The sequence below is a fragment of the Arthrobacter sp. IK3 genome (assembly GCF_051337705.1).
GTDB lineage: Bacteria > Actinomycetota > Actinomycetes > Actinomycetales > Micrococcaceae > Arthrobacter_B > Arthrobacter_B koreensis.
The window spans coordinates 24,268-42,147 of record NZ_JBPPSW010000003.1 but is presented as its reverse complement, the minus strand read 5'-3'; the positions used below and the strand labels follow the sequence as shown (position 1 = coordinate 42,147).

At 63.6% G+C, this 17,880-nt stretch carries 15 protein-coding genes; 12 read left to right on the top strand and 3 right to left on the bottom strand.

Features of this window, described 5'->3' with window-relative positions:
* The first annotated feature begins 10 nt into the window (after positions 1-10).
* Positions 11-1,108 (top strand): type IV pilus twitching motility protein PilT, encoded by a 1,098-nt coding sequence (locus ACSLGO_RS04530; protein ID WP_436400124.1) that lies wholly within the window; start codon positions 11-13, stop codon positions 1,106-1,108.
* A 56-nt stretch (positions 1,109-1,164) separates the two neighbouring features.
* On the opposite strand, the gene ACSLGO_RS04525 is transcribed toward ACSLGO_RS04530, so the two are convergent.
* Positions 1,165-1,863 carry a hypothetical protein gene (locus ACSLGO_RS04525; protein WP_436400122.1) on the bottom strand — a complete coding sequence of 233 codons (699 nt, stop codon included), beginning with the start codon at positions 1,861-1,863 and terminating at the stop codon, positions 1,165-1,167.
* Positions 1,864-2,030: 167 nt separating this feature from the next.
* On the opposite strand from ACSLGO_RS04525, the gene ACSLGO_RS04520 reads away from it, so the two are divergent.
* Entirely contained in the window at positions 2,031-2,699 is a 669-nt protein-coding gene (locus ACSLGO_RS04520) for a prepilin peptidase (protein WP_436400120.1), read from the top strand.
* Positions 2,700-2,753: 54 nt separating this feature from the next.
* On the opposite strand, the gene ACSLGO_RS04515 is transcribed toward ACSLGO_RS04520, so the two are convergent.
* Complete coding sequence (locus ACSLGO_RS04515; protein WP_436400118.1) at positions 2,754-2,912, bottom strand: hypothetical protein; 159 nt, start codon at positions 2,910-2,912, stop codon at positions 2,754-2,756.
* Positions 2,913-3,020: 108 nt separating this feature from the next.
* On the bottom strand, positions 3,021-3,443 hold the full coding sequence (locus ACSLGO_RS04510) for a hypothetical protein (protein ID WP_436400116.1): 423 nt from the start codon (positions 3,441-3,443) through the stop codon (positions 3,021-3,023).
* Between the two features lie 178 nt (positions 3,444-3,621).
* Between ACSLGO_RS04510 and ACSLGO_RS04505 the strand changes: the two genes are divergently transcribed.
* From ACSLGO_RS04505 to ACSLGO_RS04460, 10 genes are all read left to right on the top strand, one after another.
* On the top strand, positions 3,622-4,473 hold the full coding sequence (locus tag ACSLGO_RS04505) for a hypothetical protein (RefSeq protein WP_436400114.1): 852 nt from the start codon (positions 3,622-3,624) through the stop codon (positions 4,471-4,473).
* A gap of 72 nt (positions 4,474-4,545) precedes the next feature.
* Complete coding sequence (locus tag ACSLGO_RS04500) at positions 4,546-5,376, top strand: hypothetical protein (RefSeq protein WP_436400113.1); 831 nt, start codon at positions 4,546-4,548, stop codon at positions 5,374-5,376.
* A gap of 190 nt (positions 5,377-5,566) precedes the next feature.
* Complete coding sequence (locus ACSLGO_RS04495; protein ID WP_436400111.1) at positions 5,567-6,343, top strand: hypothetical protein; 777 nt, start codon at positions 5,567-5,569, stop codon at positions 6,341-6,343.
* Positions 6,336-7,655, top strand: coding sequence for a GspE/PulE family protein (locus tag ACSLGO_RS04490; protein WP_436400109.1), 1,320 nt, complete (start codon positions 6,336-6,338; stop codon positions 7,653-7,655). Before ACSLGO_RS04495 ends, ACSLGO_RS04490 begins: the two co-directional genes overlap by 8 nt.
* Positions 7,648-8,808: a type IV pilus twitching motility protein PilT gene (locus tag ACSLGO_RS04485; protein WP_436400107.1), complete on the top strand. Its 1,161-nt coding sequence runs from the start codon at positions 7,648-7,650 to the stop codon at positions 8,806-8,808. Before ACSLGO_RS04490 ends, ACSLGO_RS04485 begins: the two co-directional genes overlap by 8 nt.
* A complete protein-coding gene (locus ACSLGO_RS04480; protein WP_436400105.1) occupies positions 8,805-10,091 on the top strand; it encodes a type II secretion system F family protein in 1,287 nt (428 codons plus the stop codon). Before ACSLGO_RS04485 ends, ACSLGO_RS04480 begins: the two co-directional genes overlap by 4 nt.
* Positions 10,092-10,181: 90 nt before the next feature.
* Positions 10,182-10,820 carry a prepilin peptidase gene (locus tag ACSLGO_RS04475; protein ID WP_436400103.1) on the top strand — a complete coding sequence of 213 codons (639 nt, stop codon included), beginning with the start codon at positions 10,182-10,184 and terminating at the stop codon, positions 10,818-10,820.
* Between the two features lie 156 nt (positions 10,821-10,976).
* On the top strand, positions 10,977-12,776 hold the full coding sequence (locus ACSLGO_RS04470) for a fibronectin type III domain-containing protein (protein ID WP_436400101.1): 1,800 nt from the start codon (positions 10,977-10,979) through the stop codon (positions 12,774-12,776).
* A 95-nt stretch (positions 12,777-12,871) separates the two neighbouring features.
* Positions 12,872-14,626 (top strand): fibronectin type III domain-containing protein, encoded by a 1,755-nt coding sequence (locus tag ACSLGO_RS04465; RefSeq protein WP_436400099.1) that lies wholly within the window; start codon positions 12,872-12,874, stop codon positions 14,624-14,626.
* Positions 14,627-14,778: 152 nt separating this feature from the next.
* Entirely contained in the window at positions 14,779-17,844 is a 3,066-nt protein-coding gene (locus tag ACSLGO_RS04460) for a fibronectin type III domain-containing protein (RefSeq protein ID WP_436400096.1), read from the top strand.
* The last annotated feature ends 36 nt before the right edge of the window (positions 17,845-17,880 follow it).

The window sequence follows — 17,880 nt, the reverse complement described above, 5'->3', positions numbered from 1 at the left end:
CACAATCCCCTTGACTGAAAACCCAACGGTGCCGGGCTCCCCCAGCAGCATCGACGCCCTGCTGGCCCGGACCCTGGACATGAAAGGTTCGGACCTCCACCTCGCCGCCGGCAAGGTCCCCTGGGTAAGCCGCCACGGGTCCATCATGCCGATCGAAGGCATGGCGACCGTGCTGAGCGGCAGCCAGCTGGCGGCAATGTTCAAGCCCATGGTGGCCCCCGCCGAATGGCAGCGGTACCTGGCCAAGAAACGCCTGGACTTCTCCTACGCCATTCCCCGCTCTCGGTTCCGTGCGCACTTCGCCGTCGCCGGCGGCCAGCCCATGGCTGTCTTCCGGACCATCCCCAACGAAGTACCCGACTACGACACCCTTGGACTGCCTGACCAGGTGAAGAAGCTGATCCACCTCGAGTCCGGGATCATCCCCTTCGTCGGTGTCACCGGCTCCGGCAAGTCCTCGTCACTGGCGGCGCTGATCAAACTGGCGAAGAACGAGTTCAACAAGAAGATCATCACCATTGAGAACCCGATCGAATTCCGCCACACCGACGGCCGGTCCATGATCGTCCAGCGTGAGATCGGCCCCGACGTCGACACCTTCGCCCTGGGCATCGAGGATGCCATGCGTGAGGCGCCGGACATCATCGTGGTCGGTGAGATGCGCGACCCGGAAACCATGATGGCTGCCATCACGGCCGCCACGTCGGGACACCTGGTGCTGACTACCATCCACGCCGAGTCCACCGCGGACGTGCCGACCCGCATCCTGGACTCCATGCCGGAGTCCCGCGTTGCCGATGTGCGCGCGCAGCTCTCACGCTCCCTGCGTGCAGCCGTCTACCAGAAGCTCCTGCCGAAGAAGGGCGGGGCGGGCCGCGTGCTGGCAGCAGAGGTCATGATGATGAACTCCGCCATCGCCAACATGATCCGCCAGAACGACCTGGAAGGCATCGCCAGCCAGCTCATGGTGAAGTCATCCGGCTCCATCCCCTTCGAAGTCTCCCTGGTGAACCTGGTCGCTGACGGCCTGGTCAACGAATCAACTGCGGTTCGGGCAGAGCTTACCCCCGGCAGCTACATGCGCCAGAAGGCTGCCGGACGTCGTTGAGTGCACAAAAGAGCCCCGCACCGTCCTGCGATGCGGGGCTCTTGGCGCCTGGCTTCCTATCCGGAGAACCAGGGTTCGGACCATTCGACGGGATCCGCGGCCACCGTCGCCCAGTCCAGGGCAGCGCGGTAATCAGCCATGGCCCGGGCCGGATCCTGATTCACAGCAGCACCGGCGAGGGCGTACTCGGCGAGCATCACGGCGGTCCGGACGACAGCCAGCGAAGGGTCGGATGTCAGGGCGGACTCAGCAGCGTGATGCCTGATGAAAAGCGCCATATCGGAAGCGCGGGCACTGTTGAGGGCGCCTTCGAGGTTTCCGTCCTCATGGAGGCGAAGAGCCAGCAGGCGAAGCCGGGCTGCCTTGCTGAGCCGGCGTTCGATGAGCCATTCGGTCTCGTGTCCCCGCAGAAGTCCTGCAGCGAAGGCTGCGGCGCCTCCGGCTTCAAGCTCCGTATCGGCCATCTCCTCCAGGGAGGACCAGCTCTTGCCCAGCTGTACAGCAAGCTCCCACTGGGCCGCGCATTCGAGGATCCGTGCCCGGTAGGCGGTCAGCGCGCCCTTGAGGCTTCCGGATTCGAGGTTCAGGTCCCAGGCAGGACCGACGTCCAGCAGGGCCTTGGGGCTGGTGGCCAGCACCTCTGCCAGGGCGTACGAGTCAGCGGCGAGCTGGGCAGTCAGTGCGTCCCAGCCCTCTCCCTTTTCCGCTTTGCTGCGGGCGATGTCCACCAGGGCTTCGGCCGGGCTTTTTCTCATGGATCCAGGGCTCATTTCCTACCGGCAACACCGGTCTTGGGTCATCCGGATCGCGTCCGGGGCGCTGTCCGGGACGCCGCGCGAACAGCTGCACCAGACGGAAATTCACTGTATCAGTTTGACGAAAACCCAACAACGGGCACCAACCACCAGACAGGAGTCAGGCCATGAGCCACCTTCAGCCGGCTGCGGCCGCGGCGCCGGAGGATCCGGAGGGAGCGGAGATCACCCCCTTCACCGACGAGCCCTGGGTCCCCCGGATCATGAACCTCGAGGTGGGACTTCCCGCAGCAGCCGTGGCTGCCGGCATCGGATCTCTTGTCTGGTGGGCCAGGACAGACAGCGGGCCCATTATGGCCGCAGCGACCGGATTCCTCTGCGTCGTCCTGATCCTGCTGGCCGTCATTGATGCACTCACCAAGCGCCTGCCGGATGTCATCGTCCTCCCGGCCTACCCGGCACTGATACTGGCCTGCCTGGCAGCCGCGGCGGCCGGCGAGACGGGCTGGCGCAGCGTTCTGGTTGCTGCAGGATGTATGGCCGGGTGCTACGCGGCCTACTGGACCGTCTGTTTCTTCACCGGAGGGATGGGCTGGGGCGACGCAAAGCTTGCCGGGGTCCTCGGGCTTGCGCTGGGCATGGCCGGCCCCTGGGACGCAGCGTACGGGGCGCTGGTGCTGCCGATGATCCTGGGCGGCGTTGCCGGCTTCCCGCTGCTCTTCACCGGCGGGGGCAAGGCGGAGCTGCCCTTCGGCCCCTTCATGGTTGCCGGGGCTGTTCCGGTGCTGATGTTCCCTGACGTGCTGGTATCTGCCCTCATGGGCATCTTCAGATAGGAACCCGGGCAGCAAAAGGCCCCGCCGGCGATACCGGCGGGGCCCTGCGGAAGGCTACTTGACGGCCGAAACGCCGGTCTCGACAGCCATCGGATCCCAGACACCGGTGCCCAGCAGGACAAGCAGGAGCAGTGCCACGCCGAGGCCGACGCCGTAGGCGATGCGGCGGGTGTTGGACATTCCGGCGAATTCGGTTTTCAGGCGGTTGATCAAGGGGTTCTCCAAGGGGAAGAAGGGCGGTGGTCGCAGCTGCGCCACCGATGTGATATAGCGTATCTGCTCAGTAAAATGACGGCAATGAACCGCTACCACCCACAGCGGTTACTGCAGCTGACCGTGGGCTGAAGCAGGCATCAGGGTTTCGCCGTTGCAGTTGACTGATTCCGGCGGGACTACAGTGCAGGCCACCTCCTCTCCGTCGACGACGGCGTCGAAGGGGACACCGGGGTGGAATTCCCTGCTGTCGTCTGCGGGTACGATCCCGTAGTTCTCGTACAGGCTCGACCAGAGCACCGTGTCGTAGGCCTTGTCGTGGCTCAGGATGATGTTGGCGATCATGGCCAGACCACCAAGAGCGAGCAGGAGCGCAGCCGCAGTGACGGTGAAGCCGGCTATGCGGGCGCGGCTTCCAGGCTCGCTGCGTGCTGCACCGGCACCGGACTTGAATGCCGCATACGCCAGGGCGCCTACAGCCAGGATCACGATGACGGCCAGCGGAACGAAGGACACGGGTTGGGGGATCACTTATTTCCTAACGCCGGGAACTGCATGGGTATGCAGCCAGGGCATGCGGACGCACCCCCGTGAAGGCTATGTGTGCGGCAGCAGGGCAGGTTGTCGACGTGGCAGCAGGGCCTTGCCGTAGAATCACCGTAGACGTACACCAAGTTCACCCTGCTCAGCCAGAGAGGCTGCTGCCCTAATGGCCGACAACAGCCCTGAATCCATCCCCGCCGACCAGGCCAAAGCGCTCGTGCGCGCCTACACGGCATTTACCTCTGCCGCAGACCCCGCCGATCCCTGGGCCAACCGACGGCTGGCATCGGTGATCAACGCCGCCACGGCAGCCGGCTGGTCCCGCCGCACGACCGCTTCTGCACTGGGAATCAGCCGTGAGCGTGCGCTGAAGATTTCCCAGTTCACCCCGTCCCTGAAATGCGAGGTCCCCCGTTACAGAAGCGGCGAATCCTTCCCGGCCTCCGCCATCAGCAAGTTCCGCAGCCTCGAAGAGCAGATCCGGAACCGGCGTGAACAGACCCGCAGCGACGCCGCAGCCCTCATCCGTGCCGCACACAATGCAGGCTGGCCCTTCCAGGTCCTGGGAGAAATCGTAGGCGCCAGCGGGGAGTGGATCCGCCAGCTGAATGAGTCCGCCGTTCCTGCGGACACTGCTCCGGGCTTCCCGGTGTACCGGCGCCCGACCAAGGGCCGCCCGCCGCTGAATCCCCGCGGCACGCTTAGCGATGAAGAGCGAAGAACCATGCGGAAGCTGGCAGCCAGGGCCCGCAGTGCCGCCAAGGTCCCGGTTCGCCTCGCCGGGCAGGACCCCCGGGAAGAGACACGACGGAGGGTGAAGGCTGTCATGGAGGCCCGCCAAGCCTCCGAGCAGCTCAGCGCCATGATCATCGGCGCCAAGGCCCGGCGCGTGCGGTGGGAAGAACTGGATGAGGCATGCGGCTACAAGCCCGGCGCGGCCAGGGCCAGGGCAGTACGGCACGGCTATGGAAAGCTGCCGCCGTCGATGAACGGTTATGCCGCTGCCCGCGGTGAGTGAGAGATTCCAGCCAGGAAACTCCGAAACGTGTAGCCTTCGAAGACCAGACCCCTCCCGCAGAAAGGCACCATCATGGCTGCTGTGCTTCCCGATGCACTCCGCCGCGGGCTCCTAGACCTGCAGCAGAAAGCTGATTCGGACGAAGAAGCACACGAGCTGCTCAACGAGGCCCTCAAGGCGGCCAACGACGCAGGATGGTCCTACCGGCAGCTCGGAAATGCACTGGGCGTCTCCCACTTTTACGTTAGCGACCGGATCCGGCGGGCCTCCGGATCCGTACAGGACTTCGGGTTCCAGATTCCGGAGAGGCCGCGTCCAGCCAGAGTGCTCCAGCCGCGCGAGCTGCCCGAAGAGATCGCATCTGATCTTCGTACCCGGCTGGAGAAGGCGGTCAGCGAACACACTGCCAAGCGCACCGCCAACGGGCTGGAACCTGCGGTCGCCGAATACTTCCAAGCGCTGGAAGCGGCTCTGGAGGCAGGATGGGACCCGTACGAGATCGCCGTCCCCCTCGGCCTAAACCCCCGGGCGGTCTCCCGCTTCACCGCCTACCACGGGCAGGCAGCCCAAGAAGGGCAGCTCTCCTACCCCCGGGCACCGGAACGCACCGGGCCGGCCAGCTGGGACGCACGCTACCCGGCGGCCCCGCAGGTGAAGATCCCTGCATCTGAAGCCGGCGCCCTCCGTGAGCTGGCTGCCCAGGCACACATGAACCGCGGTGTCGCAGGTGACGAGGACGGCGGTGCTCTCGAATCAGCCAGGAACTACACGACCAGGATCGCCGGATGGTATCTCCGCGGTGCAAGCCGGCAGGCCCTCGAAGAAGCTACGGGCCAAGGGTGGGAAGCGCTGCGCAAGCGGCTCTCCCGATGGGGCTACATGAGCCCTCCCCGCACCGGCTAGAAGATACCCACAGGGTCCGCAGCACCTCGCTGCGGGCCCTTTTTCATGCCCGAATATAGGCGTCCCCCTCTACAGAAGAGCCACGCCGCGCAAAAACCGGCGCCCATTCTCCCCCTACTGCGATTTATCTACGCATGTCCCCCTGCAGACCCGGCCACCCCCACGCGGGCCGGCAGTCGAAGGGAACATTTTGCCAGAGCAGACCTCAGGCGCAGAGGAGATGACCTACCTCGTCAGCGCAGTTAGCAGCATGCCGTCCACCGACCCCGAATACGGGCAGTGGTGGGGCAGCGCCGACGGACTGGCGTTCTACGCCGAGGTCACCGAACGCATCGGACAGCCAATGGCCGTGAGCATCAACCGCCAGTTCGGTGTCTCCTACGAACCCTCCGACGTCGCAAACACAGCCTTCACGATCCTCCGCCAGGAATTCATCTCCGCCTATCTCAGGCGCTCCGACGACCCGTGGGCGTACCTCTCCACCGTCATCAAACGCGAAATGCTCCGTGACATCGGCGGCCACTTCAGGACCGAACTCACCGAGACGGTCCTCTTCGAAAGCACAGCCCACACTGCCCTCAGGCCCGCTGCAACCCTGCGTGAAGCTGCGGAACTGACGGCAGCAGCACTCTCGGCTGCAGCCCCTTCCTTCCCGGCCCCTCTGCTGCACGAAGCCGTCCTCTACTTCGTCGAACGCGGACACCAGCGACTGAGCCACCTCTACACCAGTGCCACCGTGGACCCGTCGCTGACGGATCTTGGCCTGGTGCGCGAGGAAATCCTGGCCGTTGCCAACGCCGCGCTGGGCAGCCGGCCCGAGCACGAGCTGAACTCCCTCGTTGCCGCCTTCCTCATGGACCCGGCCTTCGAACCCAAGTCATCCATCCGCCACCGCAGGGCCCTGGAGAAATTCAGTGCCCGCATCGCCCGGCTGCACCGCCAGGAAGAGAGTCACCTCGTTGGCTAAGCGCGCAAGCATCCGCCGCAAATCAGAGTTCCCGCGCCACCGCGCCGGGTCGGACTACGGCGACCGCTCCCTGCCGTACCTGATTCCCGTGGCCGCCCAGGGCACAGGTGAGCTGCCCATGCCCGGTGACCCGTCCTTCATTGGCCCGCTGCCCATGCCCGAGGGCTACCTCGAGCCAGTGGCTGACCCGGAGACAGCCAAGGCGCCCCAGCTGCCGGAGAACTACCTGGAGATCGGCCCCGACGTCACTGGATGGTTCCCCGGCATGATTCAGGAGTGCCTGGAGCTTGGCGCCTCCGATGTCCTGCTCTCCACTGAGTCCGAGCGCATGGTCCTCACCGTCCAGGCCCGGGTCGACGGCAGGATGAGGCCGATCCGCCGGGTAGAAGGCGTTGAAGCCCGCCAGATCATCGGCAAGTTCAAGTCCGAGTCAGGCCTGTCCACCGGCGTGAGCTTCGTGCCCGAGGAAACCATCTACATGGCCGACGTCGCCGGGGAAGCACGCAAGGCACGCGTCGTGTCCTTCCACACCGCCGAGGGCGGGGACGCCATCGTGCTCCGCCTGCCCCCGACAGGAAGCCTGCGCTCCCTCGAAGAGCTCTCCTTCTCTCCCCTGAACCTGAACCTTTTCCAGGACATGCTCGCCGCGGCCAACCGCATGATCGTCATCGCCGGGCCCATGGGGTCCGGCAAGACCACCACCGCACACGGTGCACTGATGCACGTCAGCACCGGAACCAGGACTGTCTGGACCGTCGAGGACCCTGTAGAGCGGAACCTTCCCGGCCTGATCCAGCTGGAGGTCAACGAGGAGAACGAAGCGGGCTTCGCCGCGCTGCTTCCTGCCCTGGTCCGCTCCGACTACGACACCCTCTTCATCGGCGAGGTACGCGACAACACCACCGCTGCCGCTGCGGTCCGCCAGGCGAAGGCCGGCCGCCAGGTCATCACCACGATCCATGCCAACAACAACATCACCGCCCTGCTGCGCCTGATCGACCTTGCGGACGACTCCCCGCTTTCAGTCCTGGACTCGGTCAAGGGCGTCGTCTCACAGCGCCTGGTCGGCAGGCTGAACCCCGACTGGGACCGCAGGGACCCGGCAACCAAGTACAAGGGCCGTGTCCCCATCCACGAGGTCCTCACCGTCACGGACGAAATGACCGAAGCCATCATGGCCAACGTCCCCCTCTCCCGGCTCCGGGACATCGCCGCGCACACCTCCAAGAGCACATTCCGCCAGGACATCGAACGGCTGATCGCTGCCGGCATCACGGACCACGAAGAAGCACTGAGGATCATTGGTGAATAGCCCCGCACTGACCCGCCGCGAAATGCGCGGAACCGCCACCGAACCCATCACGGGCTTGCTCACTGCGACCCTGCATAGCGCCGCCCTGGCCCGCCTGCACCGGATGATCGACGAGTGCGGCGACAGCGCCGTGAGCGACATGCACATTCACCCGGACAAGCCCATGCGGCGTCTGCGCAGCGGCAGGCTCTTCATCCCCGACGGCACCGAGGTCGTCTTCTCCCAGGACGAAATCATGATGTGGCTGGCCGAAGCGACCGAGGGCCGGCACGACCCGCTCGGCACCCGCGGCCACGCCTCCGTTGCGCTGGCCACCGACAGGTACCGGGTCCGCGGCACGTTCAGGAAATCGCTGCAGGGCATCACCGTCACCTTCCGCATCATTCCCGGCACCGTACCCACCGCAGATGCGATCGGCCTCCCGCAGGTCATCCGCGACCTCATCCACCGGGACTCCGGCCTGCTGATCATGGAAGGGCCCACCGGTTCCGGCAAGACCACGGCCATCGCGTCGCTGATCAGGATGGCCAACGAAGAGTACGACAAGCACATCTACATGGTGGAGGACCCCACCGAGTTCGTGCATGAGGAGATCGGCGCCACCTCGATCGTCCAGCGGGAAATCGGAACCCACGTCGTGGACTACCCCACTGCCATTGAAGATGCGCTGCGGTCCAAGCCCAACATCATCGTCATCGGCGAGCTGCTCAACGCTGCCACGGCCAAGGCGGCCCTGCACGCGGCAACCACCGGCCACCTGGTTATCACGACCGCGCACGCCGGTTCCATTACCGAGGCACTGGACTCCTTCATCGGCCAGTTTACTGCTGACGAGCAGCCCCAGATCCGCTCCCGGTTCTCGCAGTCGCTGCTGGGAATCATGGTCCAGAAGCTCGTTCCCACCGCGGACGGGCGGCTCACCGCGGCGCGCGAAGTGCTCCTGAACGACCTGAACTTCACCGAGATCATCCGCGACGACAAGATGCAGATGATCCGGGCCCGCATCGCCGGATCCAAGGGGTGCTTCACCCTCGAGGATTCCCTGGCCGACCTCGTCAGCCAGAACGCAATCACCGCCGATACCGCCCTGGGCGCGGCGAAGAATACGGACGATCTCCGGGAAATCATGGCCCGGAAAGGGGTAAAGCTTTGAGCACCGACACCACCACAGACGATCCGGGATCCGTGCCTTCATCGCGCCGGGCCATGCGCGGTAACCGGACCGCGGACCAGGCCAAACCGGCATCAGGCAAGGCGCGCCCGCCCAAGCCTTCGAAGCCGCCCAAGGCCCCGAAAGCCCCGAAGCGGGTCAAGAAAGGCGATCTGGGCTTCGACGAAAACGGCGTCCCGCTGAAGAAAGCGCCTACGTTCGTGCTGTACAAGGGCAAGAAGTCCAAGCCGGCCACCATCGCCCGCTCCCTGCGCGCCCTGACCATGGTCCTGCGTGTAGGCCAGCCTGAGGCCCGCGCCCTGGAAATCGTCGGAGAGCAGTACCGCAAGTTCGAAATCGGCCGCGCCTACGAGCACGCTGCCAAGGCCATGCGCGAGGAAGGTGCCAGCTTCAAGCAGGCTCTCATGGCCGAGGAGATCCTTCCCCGGACGGTGCGTGAACTCATCGAAGCGGCCCAGACGTCCCAGGCACTGCAGCGGAACCTGGACCAGGCGGCGGTGCTCATGGGTGAAGCGACCAGCGTGAAGAAAAAGCTGCTCATGAACCTCATCCAGCCGGGGTTCATGATGCTGATGTGCATCGCCCTGCTCTTCGTGGCCGTCGCGTTCATCATCCCGGGCTTCGTAGCGACCTTCGATGACCTGGACGTCGAAACCCCGCAGATGACCATCATCATCCTGGCGGTGGCCGAGTACGTGAAATGGGGGCTGGTGCTCGTGGGCCTGGCCGCGGCGCTGTTCATGTCGTACTGGGTGACCCTGGGGCGGAAGTCCGACCGGTTCAAATCCGCCATGGACACCCTGGCCATCCGCACCCCCGCCATCGGCCCGATCCTGCAGCTCTCGGCCGCCAGCAGGCTCTTCAGCCTCCTTTCGGCGAACCTCTCCACGGGCATCGGCGAACCCGAGTCCCTCCGCAGTGCAGCAAACGGGTGCGGCAATGACGCCCTGAAGCAGCACTGCCTGGCGCACGCCGAGAGGATGCTCACGGACGGCGTGGAGCTCAAGGGGTTCGTGCAGACCAAGCTGGTGCCGCTGGATGCCCGCCAGATCCTTTCATCGGCGCCGTCGGTCCGCCAGGAAATCGAAATCATGAACGAGCTCTCCCCCGAATACCGGGATGAAGCCTCCGTGCAGCTGGACACCCTGAACAAGACGATCGACCCCATCGTGAACTACGCCGTCTACGGCATCGCCGGCGTCCTGATCATTTCCATCGTCCTGCCCATGTACGCCATCTATCCGGCCCTGATGCAGATGGGCTAGCGGGTGAAACGGGCCGCCCTGCCAAATCTGCGCATGTCCCCCTTCGGAACCGGCCCGCTACGGGTGCCGGAAACGAAGGGAAGAGAACCAGTGTCCGTACTGACCGAAGACATTGAGGCCGCCGCTGTGCAGGCTGCCGACCAGGATGAGCGCGAAGTGGGACTCCGTCCGCTCACCGGCAGGGACTGGCTGGTCTCAGCTGTGTGGGGCATCTTCTCGGGCCTGGCTGCTGCCGGCGTCTCGGTGGTCTTCCTTCCCGTGGAATACCTCGGGCTCATGGCGCTCCTCGGTGCGGGACTGGGTGTCCTGGGCTACCTGGACCATGTCACGCAGCTAATCCGCAACCAGCACAACCTCATCTTCGGTATCTTCACCGCAGTGCTGCTCGCTGCCTCCCAGACGTTCATCGACAGCCAGATCCTGCTCCCTGCCCTCATCAGTGCCGCCGTCACCTTCGGGTTCTTCCTGGGACTGACGATGCTCACCGGATACGCCGGCGGCGGAGACATCAAGCTCTCCCCCATGCCCGCTGCCCTGCTTGGCGCCGTCTCGCCGATTGCCGCCATGCTGTGGCTGCTGTTCACGTTCGTCTTCTGCCTCGGCGGCACCATCTGGTTCAAGTTCACCGACCCCGGCCGCCGCCACACCGCGATGGGCCCGTACATGGCAGCGGCAGCGATCCTGGCCATCACCGTATACGGCATCCTGGCCGCTTCGCTGGGGATTTAGCGCCGCCCAGTAGGAGAGGGCTGGCTGCCGCAGGCCTGTTTTTGCGCGCCAGGAACCTTCTGTGGGTGGACCGCCGGTACGTTAGCAGCCTGCAAACGGGCCCGCGGGGCACTGACCGCCCCTTTTTAGAGGGGCACCCCACCAAGGAGTACCGTTTTGCAACGATCCCCCCTGCCTGAGCTGAGAAAGAGCTCAGGCGCCTTCGACCTCCCATCAATCATTACGGGGGTGGTGGTGGTCGGGATCCTGACCGCCGGTGTCCTCGCAGCCATCTTCGGCGTCATCCCCTACGCCCAGAACAACGGGGCCAAGCAGGACCTCTCAGCCATCCGGACAGCCGAAGGTGTAGCCAAAGCCAAGGACAACCGGTTCATGAACCACCAGGGCCTGCTCGATATTGGTTACCTGCAGGACTCCAGCACGAAGCAAACCAAGGTCATGGCCGATGAGAAGGGCACCTGCTACGTCGCCCTGGCCAAGTCCGGCACCGGCAAGATTTTCGTGGCCACCGACCGCAACACCGACCCGGAGATCTTTGACCCCGGCACGGATTACGGCTGCCTCACCAAAGAGCAGCTGGCCGAACTGGTCGAATCCGTCGGAGGCATTGAAGACGAGGGCCAGGCAGGCGGAGGAATCGGCGACGGCGGCAGCACCCCGGGCAGTCCTGAACTCCCTGACGGTACGGGGCAGGAAGGCAAGCTGGGACTGCAGGTAATTCCGCGTTCATCCCTGTTTGCCGTAGCGACTTGGAATACGCCTAAAAATCCGCCCATCTACACCCTTGAGTACCGCATCAACGGCGGCCCCTGGCAGGTAAGGCCCAACACAAGTTCCGGGGTTTCCCTGCACAGCTTGGAGATGTCGGCTGAACTGGAAGTGCGGCTTTACGAAGGTATGCCCAACAGTGGCGGCGCTGCCGAAACGGTATCCGTCCAGCTGCCGGATGGCGTTTTGAAGAATCCGGGCTTCGAAGAGGGAGCACAACATTGGGTTTTCAACAGCGCCACAGTAGTTTCCGGCGCCGGCCGTGGCGGGTCCGCGGCTGGAAAAGTCGATAAGTCTTACGGTTCCATCTGGCAGATGGTCACCATACCTGCTGAGCGGCCGGTCCTGAGTTACTGGGTATCTGGGGCGCAAAGATGCCCCTCTGTTGACTGGACCAGCAACACCTCCACTTACGTGCAGCCGGGCGATAATGTCGACGGGTGGTTGAACTGCAAGATTGATCTCTCAGCGCTGGCAGGTACAAACCGTAATATCGAGATTCTAAATAGCGCGCCCCACGATGACTTCGATCTTGAGTTTGCCTCGGAACCCAACAGCCCCACCAACGTCAGAGCATTTACCAAAGACAACACAGCCATCGTCTACTGGAACCCCACCCGTTTCGCGGGAGGGTCCCCGCTCACCTCATACACCGTGACTGCCTGGGCGGATGGAGAAGCGGTATCCACCCTGAAGGTCGCTCCAGGATTGGCGCAGGGCACAGTTCCCGGCCTAGCTCCGGGCGTCGATTACAACATGACGGTCACCGCGGATAACGCGGTGGGGAGCTCAGCTCCGGCTGAAGCACCTATGGCGATTCCCGGAAATGCTGGCGCAGTGGGCAACCCAGGCTTCGAGCTGGGTCTGACCGGATGGCTCTATGGCAGCGGCGCTGTCTTGGAAACCGGCGGAATCGCGCGTTCCGGGTCTAACTCCATCAGCCTTGGCTACAGCTCGACTGTCAGCCAGTCCGTTATCACTCCCGCGGACAGGACTGTCCTTAGTCTTTGGAGCACCGGCACTCCAAGGGTGGAATTCGGGTCGAAACGGATTCCCCTGGTAGCCGGAGAGACGGTGGACGGGTGGACCAGATACACCGGTGATGCATCCAGTCTCGTGGGTGTTACAGGGTTGATCTATATCAAGGGCCCCGGCTACGTAGACGACATAGCCTTCGTAGCGAAGTAACCCACCGCGGGAACCCTGCGCATTAGGTGATCGGCCGCACACAGAGAAGACGGCCCCGGAATAACCCGGGGCCGTCTTCGATCAGGAGTGTGTGAATGCGGAAACCACCCAGGACAGGAATCAGGGGAAGCTCCGGCGCCTTTGACCTGCCGTCCATCATCACGGGGGTGGTCGTGGTCGGAATCCTGACCGCCGGCGTCCTCGCAGCCATCTTCGGCGTCATCCCATACGCCCAGAACAACGGATCCAAGCAGGATCTTTCCGCCATCCGCACCGCGGAAGGTGTAGCCAAAGCCAAGGACAACCGGTTCATGGACCACGCCGGGCTACTGGAGGCCGGTTACCTGCAGGATTCCAGCACCGAAAAGACCAGGGTCAAGGCCGATGCAAAGGGCACCTGTTACGTCGCCGTGGCCAAGTCCGGCACCGGCAAGATCTTCATCGCCACTGACCGCAACACCGACCCGGAAGTGTATGAAGAGGGCCTTGAAACGGGCTGCCTCACGGACGATGAACTGGCTGAGCTCATCGACGACATTGGCGGGGTTGACGGGGTTATCAGCAACGCGCCCAGGGGGCTGAAGGTCACTGCAGTCTCTGCTCTGGAGGCAAAGGCTGTCTGGAAGCCCGTTAGCAAGGCCACCGGCTACAGGGTCGAATACAGCATCGACAACGGTGCCTGGGTGCTCCTGCGTGCCGATGGAACCGAGCTGGGGGCGTCAGTGCGGGCGCAGCCTGAGCAGACCGTGGCCGTGCGTGTCACTGCCCTGACAGACGCCGGGCCCACCGACCCCGCCACGGCGTCAGTGAAGCTTCCCGGATCCGCACTGAAGAACCCAAGCTTTGAACAGGGGCTGGAGCACTGGACAGGCGGGAATGCCTCTCTCACTGTGGGGCATACCGGCTCAAGTGCTGCCAAAATCAGCAAATACTCCTCCCTGTCCCAGATTGTTACTGTTCCGGTCGACAAGCCCGTACTCACCTACTGGGTCAGGCGCGACTTAGGCTCTTCCACGGCAAAGATCAAGATGGACAACAACCTGCTCCCCTCCGACCCTGTAGTAGTCGAGGGAGACTGGACCCAGTACCTGGTGAATGCGCACCACTTAGCCGGCAAGACAGTGAATCTGGTGATAGAGCCCAATGGTCTGTGGGTGCACGTTGATGATTTCGATTTCCTGCCGGTCACGGTGCCGCACGCTCCAACAGAGCCAAGTGCTTACTCCACCAACGGAAACGCAACGATCTCCTGGAAGGCCCCTGTTTTCTCCGGCGGTCCGGCAGTATCGTCCTATACCGTCATTGCATGGAAGGGTTCACAGGCGCACGGCAGTGTTTCCGTCCCCGGAGGCACGCTCACCGCAACGATGCCGGGTCTGGATGCAGGTAGCCGATATACGTTCACGATTACCGCAACGAATGACGTCGGTGCGTCTAAGCCTTCCTCGACAACTACCCCAGTGGACATCATCCTGACCCCAATCGCCAACCCCGGCTTCGAGAACGGGCTCTCGGGCTGGACGTACGACAGCTACTGGTTCAAGTGGCTGGGCGGGGCTCGAACGGGAAGCGGATCGCTGGGGATCCAGAGCAACACCTACAAGGCCACACAGACTATCCACGTTCCACCGGAAACACCGGTCCTCGCACTCTGGTCCTCCGACAGCAGCCTCAAAGTGTTCGCAGGAAGTCAGGAGCTGGCGAAGCAGGCAGTCGGTGCTCCTGAGGGGGCATGGCAGAGATACAGCGTCGATCTCTCACGGTATGCCGGCAGGCCAATCTCCCTGGGGCTCGGCGGGAGCTACCACAACTTCAAGGTCGATGACCTCGAGCTGGTGGCGAAAAACTAACCACTAAGCCGGGAAGCGGCGGTACCCCATAATGGGTGCCGCCGCTTCCTGAAACCTTGGGTTTTTTGCGCGCGGCCGCACTTCTAGTGGGTGGAGCTTTCTGGCTCTGCCCTTCCCTTCACTTTGGGAGCCCCACACACAGGAGTACCGCTTTGCGACGATCACCCCTGCCCGAGCTGAGAAAGAGCTCCGGTGCCTTTGACCTGCCATCCATCATGACGGGGGTGATCACGGTCGGGATCCTGACCGCGGGAATCCTCGCAGCCATCTTCGGCGTCATCCCCTACGCCCAGAACAACGCAGCCAAGCAGGACCTCTCGGCCATCCGCACCGCCGAAGGCGTAGCCCGCACCAAAGACAACCGGTTCATGGACCACCAGGGACTCCTGGACACCGGATACCTGCAGATGTCCAGCACCAAGCAGACCAAGGTCAAAGCCGACGAGAAGGGCACCTGCTACGTCGCCCTGGCCAAATCCGGCACCGGCAAAATCTTCTACTCCACCGACACCCGCACCGACCCTGAAATCTTCGAAGCAGACACCGAAACCGGCTGCCTCACCGCAGAAGACCTCGCAGAACTGATCGAGGACGTCGGCGGCCTCGACCCCGCCAAGGGCGCACCCGCAAACCTGAAGCTCACCGCGGTCTCACCCCTCCAGGCGAAAGCCACCTGGGAGTCAGTGAAGGGCTCCCACGGGTACAAGGTCGAATACCGGGTCGGTGACGGTGACTGGGCCGTCAAGCACGAACGGATCGCCAAGCTGTCAGCAACCGTGAGCGCATTGCCGGAAGAGACCATTTACGTTCGGGTGTCAGCGGTGAAGGGTGACCAGATTTCAGATCCCTCCATCGCCTCGCTGACCTTGCCGGATTCCGCTCTCAAGAACCCAAGCTTTGAAGAAGGATGGGTCGCTTGGGCCAGGCACTACACATCAGGGGAGATTGTTTCAGGCAAGGCCCGCACGGGGGATCTATCGCTCAAGATTAGTAAACCTTCCGGGGCTTCGCAGGTCGTCACTGTCCCGGCAGACACCCCGGTTCTGTCCTTCTGGAGCACGAAGCCCCTCATCATCGAGATGGGCGGCAAGACAATCCCTTCTGCCGTCACGGACAAGGAAGGTGACTGGGTCCAGTACCGTGCGGACGTTTCCTCTCTCACGGGTACTCTCGTGACCCTTCGGCTCTCAGCCGCTGAGTACGCGACGACCTACGTCGATGACATCACCCTCGGCGGAGCTGTAGAGGCAGATGCGCCTGCTTCGCTGGCCGTGACCTCCAAGCTTGGCGGCGCGACGGCAACCTGGGAACTGCCTGCTTTCACCGGAGGCACACCCATCACCGAATTCACCGTGACCGCATCACTGGACGGGGAGGTGAAAGCGAAAGCCACTGTGGACGGCGGGCAGCGCACGGCCACCGTCGAAGGCCTGACGGTCGGAAAGAGCTATACGTTCACCATTACAGCCACCAACACCTCGGGAGAATCCGTCGCCTCAGAGCCGTACGGACCGGTTGAAATCAATGCCGGCCATATCTCAAACCCCGGGTTTGAACAGGACAGCCAGGGATGGAAGGTCCGCGGACCAGCATCAGCCTCGACAGTGAACAGCCATTCCGGGGCCAAGGGTATGTCCATGAAGTACGACGCGGGCACAGGAACCCAGATCGAGCAGTCCATTGCCATTCCCGAGAGCGCAACGGTGCTCACATACTGGTCAACACCGGGCAGCATGAAAGTCACGTTCAATAAGGGCGTCCGGACGCCGGTAATCATGGCCCAGGGCGAGAACGGCTGGGCCCAGTACAAGCTGGATGTGTCCGACCTTGCGGGCACGACAGCCACTCTGGGCATGCAGATGAACCAATACACTGCCCTTTTCTACCTGGACGATTTCGCCCTGGTAGGCGCCACCGTCCCGGATGCTCCGACAGCGGTTGCAGCCAGCTCCCGCCTCGGAGCAGCCACAGTCACGTGGACGGCTCCGGTCTTTGCCGGGGGCACGCCCGTGGGCTCCTACACGGCAACGGCGTGGGTCTCAGGCAAGGCAGTCAGCCGGGTAAATGTCGGTCCCAACCTGCGTTCTGCAACCTTCAACGACCTCAAACTTGGATCCGAATACACCTTCACCGTGTCTGCCCGTAACGCACGCGGGGAGTCCATCAGGTCCGATTCGACACCGGCCCTTGAAATCTCCTCAGGTCACCTTGCCAACCCCGGTTTCGAGCAGGGACTGGAAGGATGGACCCTGTTGAATAACGGATCATCCAGCACCGAGGAGGCCCGGTCGGGAGCGCAGTCCTTTTATTCCAGTAACAGCAGCTATGGCCCCGGCCGTGTCACCCAGGCCGTCATCATTCCGGCAGACAGGCCGTTGTTCACTTATTGGAGCACCGGACCGGCTCAGGCATACTTTGCCGGTAACAAACGCCCGTCGTACGCACTAAAGCAGGATGGCGTCTGGACGCAGTACGCAGTGGACTTCTCTGCCAACGCCGGCGAGCTCCGGAGTGTCGGCGTAGCAGGTGTGCAGGGTGTAGTGTACTTTGACGACATCGAGCTGCGGGCGCCGATTGTACCTGGTGCCCCCACTGCCGTCTCCGCATCCTCCAAGGACAGCAAGGCCACCGTCACATGGGCAGCCCCCGAGTTCCACGGCGGCTCACCTGTCACTTCCTACAAGGTCACGGCCTGGTCGGGGGGTGTGGAACGGGGCTCAACCACCACCACGGCACTGACCGCCACATTGAACGGACTGACGGCGGGGGCCAGCTACACGTTCACAGTTCAGGCAGTAAACATTGCTGGAGCCTCGGCCAAGTCCGATGCCTTCGGCCCGCTTGAGGTCTGGGCTGGCGTCTTCGCCAACGCGAGCTTTGAGCACGGCATGGCCGGCTGGCAAAAGAGCGGAGACAGTGTCTCCTTCACCAACGACGCCCGGACAGGCGTCTACTCACTCCGCGGTGGAGGAAGGCTCGGCGGCATCCGGCAGAGCGTGAACGTTCCTGTAACAGCCAACGCCATCACCTTCTGGGCGAAAGGAACGCCATCGGTGAATTCAGGCGGCTACACAGGCAGCGCAATGACTGCGGTTGCCGGAGAGACCGTCGATGGCTGGACGAAGTACAGCATCAACATCACATCCGCTAGAGGCACCACCGCCGCCTACTGGTTCGGCGGAGCCACCGTGAACTACGACGACGTCGGAATCGAGTAGCCATGGGGTGTGGCGGCGGTGGGAGAGACCGTCGCC

What these genes read in the sequence shown, in the direction of transcription:
- ACSLGO_RS04500 (WP_436400113.1), top strand. Translation starts at nt 4,546, where the DNA reads ATGGCTGCTGTGCTTCCCGATGCACTCCGCCGCGGGCTCCTAGACCTG.
- ACSLGO_RS04520 (WP_436400120.1), top strand. Translation starts at nt 2,031, where the DNA reads ATGAGCCACCTTCAGCCGGCTGCGGCCGCGGCGCCGGAGGATCCGGAG.
- ACSLGO_RS04525 (WP_436400122.1), bottom strand. Translation starts at nt 1,863, where the DNA reads ATGAGAAAAAGCCCGGCCGAAGCCCTGGTGGACATCGCCCGCAGCAAA.
- ACSLGO_RS04505 (WP_436400114.1), top strand. Translation starts at nt 3,622, where the DNA reads ATGGCCGACAACAGCCCTGAATCCATCCCCGCCGACCAGGCCAAAGCG.
- ACSLGO_RS04465 (WP_436400099.1), top strand. Translation starts at nt 12,872, where the DNA reads ATGCGGAAACCACCCAGGACAGGAATCAGGGGAAGCTCCGGCGCCTTT.